This window comes from Rhodococcus sp. T9N (assembly GCF_024436645.1).
In the GTDB taxonomy this organism is placed as follows: Bacteria; Actinomycetota; Actinomycetes; order Mycobacteriales; family Mycobacteriaceae; genus Rhodococcus_F; species Rhodococcus_F qingshengii.
Genome location: NZ_JAMSKS010000085.1, coordinates 1 through 7,093, shown reverse-complemented (window position 1 = coordinate 7,093; position 7,093 = coordinate 1). Strand labels below are relative to the sequence as shown.

Sequence of the window (7,093 nt, the reverse complement as noted above, 5' to 3'; positions counted from 1 at the left end):
ACACTCAAACACGCAAACACTCATTTGATGTTTTGTGTGTGCAGACACAGTGCCAGCAATCGCGTCGGTCCGAAGCCGTCAGGCTGCAAGGATTCGCGGAGACCTGTAGTTGGTCACGATCCGCCGTGCGGTCGCGTAGTCGGCGCGGCCGCCAATGGTGGGGAAGCGGCCGTACCTCGCTCGCGGTGATGCTTCAATCGGCAGGGCAATCGCATCGAAGGCGTGCCTTCGGGGGCCGCTACGTTTCTTACCTGGTCGACGACGCCACTCCAGCTCGGCTGTCCACCAGGCGAACAGCTCACGCTCCGTCACATGACGTAAAGCCCTGGCGGCTAGGACCCCCGAAACGCCGATTTGCTGCGCTGCCGTGTGAAGTTGGAGTCGACGGGTCTGGTCTGTGGATCGTGTTGTCGGGAGAAGGCGCAAACGCTGGAACACACGTTTCGCCGACGCCACCGTCCTGAGCGAGTAGCCGGTTGTCGCCGCAAGCTCGCTGTCATCTTGAATCCCGGAAATCAGGTGCAGGTGAATCCGGGCATAGGCCGGCCCTAGTCCGGGTGCGGGGGTCCAGAGGTCGTGAGCGTGGTGGGTCAGGAGAGCTTCGGACAGTGCGGGAGCCGGGGCGTGAATCACTTGTGTTGCACCTGTGCAGTACTCAGTGGGCGGTTGATTCAGTTTCCATGTTGCACCGGCGGTTCCCGACCCCGCCTGGACCTGACTGATCCACGCGGACGCCTCAAGCGCCCTTAACCTTCTGGAGACGGTCGAAGCGTCCAGACCAGTGGCCCGCGCTAGTCGCCGGCAGTCGATGTCCAGGGTGGTGGTCCGAGCAGTGCGAGCGAGCTGAACTAGCGCATGGAGTATCCGTTCGTCGCTCGGGCCACCTGGCCGTGCAAACTTCGCGGACGCTTTGCACAAGCACTCAGTGATCGTGTCCAACTCAGCGTCAAGCTCGTCCGGTCTTCTCACGTTTTCATCTACTGCAGGAGCGAAGACCGCAGCTGCGGAGATTGCGCGTTCCCACTGCTTGGCGAGGGTGAAGGCATGACCGGTGGTTTTGTCTTCGTGGAGGCGAATCAGCCCTGGTGCAGTCAGTGCAGACTCAACGTCTCTGAGGGAGCGCCCGGCACCTGCCATCCCGAGAAGGATGCTGAACGCGACCGCACTACGGTCACACCCCTCGCTGAGTGGGGTCGCCATGAGGAGCTTCGTCCGCGCTGACAGCGGACGTTTCGGACGATCCAGACGAGGACCATCCACGGTCTGGATCACCCGAACCGGCGTCGACCGAGTGCCCGCTTCAGATAGGGGAGTGGTGTACGGGTGACGTGCCAGAAGCCACCCCACCACCTCAGAGGACGTCCCCTTACGCAGGGCGGCGAGCGACGACGTGAGCGGGCGGCCGCGCAGACTCGGGAGTGCGTGCCCTCCAGCTCGGTGTGGAGCACCTGGTCCTCGTACTGCACCTGTAGTGGGGTTACACAGCGGGCTGACGTCGAGACTGGGGTAGTAAGGAGCCAGCGCATGAGCGAGCCCTTTAACGGCAGCGGGTTCAGCCGCGTCACTGAGAGCGACCCAGAGATGCTGTCCGCCAGTCGGTCCTGACGCGACGCGAAGGTGTCGTACTCCGAGTTCGGTCAGCTCGTGTGCGAGACGGTCTGCGTCTGCTAGTGCCACCTCCGGACCGTGCGCTCCGGTATCGAAATCGAATGCCAGCAGTTTGTATTGATGGTCCGAATCGGTCAGGTGAAGCGCCCATGGAACATTCGGCGGAGCCGTCGGGGCGAGCACTGTTGCGCTGTAGTCGTGGGTGCTGGTCGGGTCGACCCGGATGCGGGTCCGCGGCGACATCCACATTGCAGTCGCATACAGGTCTGTGAGGAGTGGATCCTCATGATCGACGACACGCAGATTGATCGTAGAAATTTCATCAGGGCATGAGCTACCCTGAGACATGTCTGGCAAGACAAGTCCCTTCGGGGAATAGCAGTACCGCTGAGAAACGAGCTGGTAACTCGAATCTCACCAACTTCGATGAACCCTCGGCCTACCCGCCGGGGGTTTTTCAATTCTCAGCTGATTAGCGGCACCACAGGGGATGTGGCGGTCGGTGAGTCAGACTTTGGTCAGGTCCGCTCACGGTCGCTTTATGCGGAGAGTGGCAACACCCCCTGATCTAGTTCACGAACGAGTTCCTTATGGCCGGTGTGCAGGCACAGCAGGTCGGAGACGTACTGGCTGACAGAGCTTGCGCCAGCGTCTAATGCACGCTGCTCCAGGTCTCTGTAAACCACAGCGGGGACACGACCGAGCCGGCCACGGGGCCCTTTGCTTGGATTTGCCATCGCAGTCTCCTGTCTCTTCGTTGGTGGACGCCCCCTCATCCTGGACCAGGTTCAGGTTCCGGAGTGGTTGCGACACGCCAAAGCTGTCCAATATTCCGTAGCTCACCTGGGGTAGTTCGGGACGTTAGGGACTACTCACCCTGCTCGAAGCATGAGAGTGTGGGCAGCCTGCTTACGGCCCTTTGGCCTCAAGTTTGCGACCGGGTCCGGATCGGGAGTAGCGAGCGGAACCAGCTATCGCCATTCTTGCACAGGATTTGGCTTTAGTTTGTCTGTGTCTTTGCTTCACGGCTTTGGGTGACCGGTTCATTTTGTCCGGGTTTAAGCTGTGGTCTTGGCTTGGCAGCGGGAAAGGGCCAGCTATTGGAGGTGGTGGATGTGTTTTCACAATTCACGCGCAGGGGGCGCGTCCAGGACGTGTTGTCGCAAATCCCTCTCAGCGCGCCGTGGACAGTGGGCGAGTTTCTGGACTGGATGTCCGAGCACGCCCAGAGTGAAGTCGTGCTCTCGCCGTGGAGTGGCCCACGTACGGAGTCCGGGGGCCGATGTGGACTACTGCTGGGCTCACCTGAGCGACTCATCATCAAATACGACCTGGACCACTCCGTACGGCATCAGCGGCAGCAGATATTCCACGAATGTGCGCACATTCTCTGCCAGCACGAGGGTGAGCCGTTCTGCCCGACCGAAAGCGTCCTGACCCAGGGGATCGATGTCAGATCCATTGAGTGGATGATGCGGCGTGACACTTTCGACACGCCTACGGAAAAAGAAGCCGAGGTCGTCGGAACGCAGTTGGCGATCCGTAGTAGAGGCCCGGTCGACGATTCCAGCCTCGGGGCGCTGCATCGCATCGCCGGCACCTTCGGACCTGAGGCGTGAGCGCGCAGCTCAGTCGCGAGGCCACAGCGTCAATGCCGTACTGGATGACGCTTCCGATGATCACGATCCTCGCGATAATCATCGTCGCGCGGGTACTGCTGGTGTCGAAACGTCAACTCGACCGGAGCGTGACCCAAATTCTGATTTGGTGGCTCTGTGCGGCCGTCCTGCGCGAGTCTTGGTTTCAGAAGGCGGTCATTTCCCACAGTGACCTGACGTTGTCGGATATCCGGCTCGTCACCCACGCATCGGTGATCGCTTCTTCGGTCGCGGTGTATCTCGTCGTACGTTCATGGAGCCTTCGACCAGTACAGACGCGTACTGTCATCCGGCTCTATTGCGCCGGTCTGGTGGCGGCCGTCGTCCTGGGGTTCCTCAGTGCCCCAGCTCGCGCCCAAGGCATTGCAGTCGAAGAGCTTCACTCTTGGCGGACCGCTGTCTACATGATCATCTACTCGGCGCCGATGCCGTTGGCGTTGTTCGCAGTCGTGAAATGGTGTGTACGGCTCTATCGCCGTCCCGAGTCCACGCGTTCCCTTCGCGGCTGGCTCGTTATCGTGATCGCTGCTTGCACCGTCTCGCTCTACGACCACCTTTCACGGATGGCGAATGGCATCATGCTGTCACTGAACTGGCACAACGCGCTCACTGAGCTGCGATCCCAGTCCAACGACATCCTGTTTTTGCCAGCTGCGACATCGATGGCGATCGTGCTGGCAATCCCTGCCATCGCAGAGGCCAAAGTTCGCCTGCGTTCGGATTCCTCGTCACGAGCAGTCCGGCGTCTGGAGGACATGTGGAACGACCTCGTGACCATGGAACCCAAGGTGTCCGTCGAGAGCGTCGGAGTGTTCCACAGCAGCATCGAACTTGAGCACCGGATGTTGATCGAGTGCGAGGACGCTCTGTTCCTCGTCCTGCCGTATATGAGCCCTGAGGCTCTATCTGGAGACGCCGCGACGGAGGACCGGGTTCAAGCCATAGCTGACGCGATGCGTCTGTACAAAGCCGGTGATAGTGACCGTGCGCCAGTGGCTCCGCCGGAGTGGCTGGTCGACGAAGAGGAAATGCTCCGTATCGCGGATGCATGGGCTCGAATGTAAGACAACTGGAGGGGACCTGTATGCCCAGTACGACGACGATCCCGCACCCGCCTCGTCGGGTGCCAATTCTGGGGGATGTTTTCGGAATCGATCCGGAGACTCCCAACCAGACCACGCTCGTTCGGTTCGAGGAGCTTGGACCGATTTATCGGCGATCGATTCTCGGTACCGACCTGACCTTTGTCGGTTCGCCGGATCTCGCCGCTGAGATATTCGACGAGTCGACGTGGGAAAAGTTCGTCGGCCGGCCGCTTGAGCAACTGCGCCCTCTGATCGGTGACGGCCTGTTCACGGCCTACAGCTGGGAGTCGAATTGGTCGAAGGCCCACGACGTTCTGATGCCGGCCTTCACAAAGGAGTCGATGGTCAGTTACCACGACACGATGGTCGCTGTCACTGACGAACTCTGTGCCCATCTCTCGTCTCAGGAGGGGGCACCGGTTCCGGTCGTTGACGCAATGGGAGGACTGACGCTGGAAGTCATCGGACGGTGCGGTTTCGGCTACTCGTTCGATTCGTTCCACCACTCGGACCATCCGTTCGTTGCAGCGTTGACGCGGTCGCTCACGTACGCCCAAAAGAGCGGGATACCGATTCCATTCATCGGCAAGTTGCTTCGTCGCACCGAGGAGAAGCAGAACACTGCTGATCGGGCGCTCCTCGTCGAGACTGTGGACGGAGTGATTGCTGAGCGGCAGCGAACGGGGGAGCGCCGCAACGATCTGCTGGATCGGATGTTGCATCCCGAGGGGGATGTGACGCTCGATCCGGAGAACATCCGAAATCAGGTGTTGACGTTCCTGATCGCCGGTCATGAGACCTCGGTGAACTCGCTGAGCTTCGCATTTCACTTCCTGGCCCAGCATCCTGATGTCGCGGAGAAAGTTCGCGCCGAAGCGTCGCAGGTATTCGGTGAGAGTGTCCCGAAGTACGAGGATGTTGCGCGGCTTCGCTACACACGCCAAGTCATCTCGGAAGCGATGAGGATCTGGCCAGCGGCACCGGGATTCTTTCGCGCTGCGAAGCGGGACACCACGGTCGGGGAGTATGCCTTCGCGGAAGGTGAGTGGGCATTTGTCCTGCTCCTGGCCGTTCAACGGGATAAGAAGGCGTGGGGTGAAGACGCTGACCAGTTCAATCCAGATCGGTTCAGCCCCGAAAATGCCCGAGGCAGAGCGCCAGAACTTTTCAAGCCGTTCGGAACTGGCATCCGATCATGTATCGGTCGCCAATTCGCTTTGCACGAGATGGCGCTGGCGATCGCGACTGTTCTGACCCAGTTCTCTGTAACAGCGGAACCGGGCTATGAGCTCGAAGTCGAAGAAACCTTGACTCTTCGGCCGAAGAACCTGAAGTTGAGTTTTACGCCTCGTTGACTGCGGTCGCCGGAGCGGCGGTCATGGTGCTGACCTGCGCGATCAGTTCTTCGAAGTCTGCTCGTGTCAGGTCAGCACTGCGGGCAGCGAAGTGATTCAGCCCGCGGTCGCGGATGAGAATCCAAAGACGTAGGCGCTGGTCGATGTCGATGTCGATGTCGCCGCTCAAGCGCAGGTATTCCCGGTCGACACCGATCGTGTCGCAAATTGCGTCTGCCACGGGTACGGGCAGGTTCTCGATTTCGCCACTCTGAACGCCTTCGAGTAGCTCAAGGGGAACGATCTCCTTGACCTTCTGCCCGACGACTGTTGCCAGCGCCTGCAACGTCAAGGCGGGCTCGTCACGGTGGTGATAGAAGTCCAGGAGCCGAGCAAGCTTCTGTGCTGTTGTCGGTGCTAGGTGCTTCATCGAGTCTTCTCCTGACGTGATTGCCACTGGGCGATAAAGGATTGCTCGGTCGCTTCATCGATGTCCCCGGCATGTCCGGTTAGCCATCGCAGGTACTGAAGTTCTCGCGCATCTTGTGCGGTGGGTGGCTCTGCCGCTCGGTTGAGATAGTCGCCAATTAGCATTTCGACCATCGGCTCTACCTGAATTGGCCCTGGCGGCGCTGTCTTGGACTCGACCTGGGCAATGAGCCAAGCTCGCAGTATCCGGTCGACGACAAGATCCAACTCACTGTTGATAGATCGCAGTTTGTCAGCTGTCGTTACGTCCGTCGTTGATTCGTATAGCTTCTCGTAGCGCTTGGCGATCTCGGAGATCGAGATGACGACGCTCAAAGGCAGCGTCACGGAGTCTTCGTTCGCGTCGACAACGCGTGCCACCGGCCTTGATCCCGGGACATCTTCTAGTGGAACTGGGTTGTCCCCGATGAAAGCTCGTGCGGCGGACCCTTCTGTCCACCGCAATCCTGCATCCAGTTTCTTGAACGTATTGACACTCGGTTGTTCGACCTGCGCTCGCTCAATTTTGCCCGTTGTCACATCTGACGGACCGCCGGCGGCCTGTAGTTGATCCAAGGTCAAGTTGAGCCAAGCCCGACGCTCCGAGACTATGCGCGCAAAACGCTGCCGAAGCTCACTCATTGTCAACACCTTACCGGCGACATGTTCCAGGAACACATCACGGGACAGGGAACTAGCTGGGGTTTCGCGCTCAAACGGCAGCACCGCTACGGTCACCTCCCATCACTCACCTTCGTGCTCTTTTTGCTTGGTTTTTGCTTCGACTCAGTATATAGTTTGCCATGTATTGGCGAACACCGATTCGGGATTTGACCGTACCGGGTGCGTCGTAGGCAAGAGACGGGGGTCGGGGAGCAGATTCTCGAAATCCGGCGCTAAGGATTTACGGCAGATAGTAGCGTACTATCTGCCGTAACTC

The 7,093-nt window shown here is 59.7% G+C and carries 6 protein-coding genes; 3 read left to right on the top strand and 3 right to left on the bottom strand.

Annotated elements, in window-relative coordinates:
• Positions 1–78 precede the first annotated feature (78 nt).
• The gene (locus M1L53_RS34270; protein WP_261949424.1) at positions 79–1,851 is read right to left on the bottom strand and encodes an AsnC family protein; all 1,773 of its coding nucleotides are present in this window, start codon (positions 1,849–1,851) and stop codon (positions 79–81) included.
• Between the two features lie 872 nt (positions 1,852–2,723).
• Here M1L53_RS34270 and M1L53_RS34265 point away from each other — a divergent pair.
• From M1L53_RS34265 to M1L53_RS34255, 3 genes are read left to right on the top strand one after another with little or no spacing between them, the layout of a single operon-like run.
• Positions 2,724–3,227 carry an ImmA/IrrE family metallo-endopeptidase gene (locus tag M1L53_RS34265; protein ID WP_030537276.1) on the top strand — a complete coding sequence of 168 codons (504 nt, stop codon included), beginning with the start codon at positions 2,724–2,726 and terminating at the stop codon, positions 3,225–3,227.
• Entirely contained in the window at positions 3,224–4,330 is a 1,107-nt protein-coding gene (locus M1L53_RS34260) for a DUF6545 domain-containing protein (protein ID WP_073513114.1), read from the top strand. Before M1L53_RS34265 ends, M1L53_RS34260 begins: the two co-directional genes overlap by 4 nt.
• Positions 4,331–4,350: 20 nt before the next feature.
• Positions 4,351–5,706, top strand: coding sequence for a cytochrome P450 (locus tag M1L53_RS34255; protein ID WP_142006783.1), 1,356 nt, complete (start codon positions 4,351–4,353; stop codon positions 5,704–5,706).
• Here the strand turns inward: M1L53_RS34255 and M1L53_RS34250 are convergent.
• Together M1L53_RS34250 and M1L53_RS34245 are read right to left on the bottom strand one after the other, a co-directional pair.
• Positions 5,693–6,115 (bottom strand): hypothetical protein, encoded by a 423-nt coding sequence (locus tag M1L53_RS34250; RefSeq protein WP_030537273.1) that lies wholly within the window; start codon positions 6,113–6,115, stop codon positions 5,693–5,695. The genes M1L53_RS34255 and M1L53_RS34250 overlap by 14 nt on opposite strands.
• Entirely contained in the window at positions 6,112–6,891 is a 780-nt protein-coding gene (locus M1L53_RS34245) for a hypothetical protein (RefSeq protein WP_142006782.1), read from the bottom strand. Before M1L53_RS34245 ends, M1L53_RS34250 begins: the two co-directional genes overlap by 4 nt.
• Positions 6,892–7,093 lie beyond the last annotated feature (202 nt).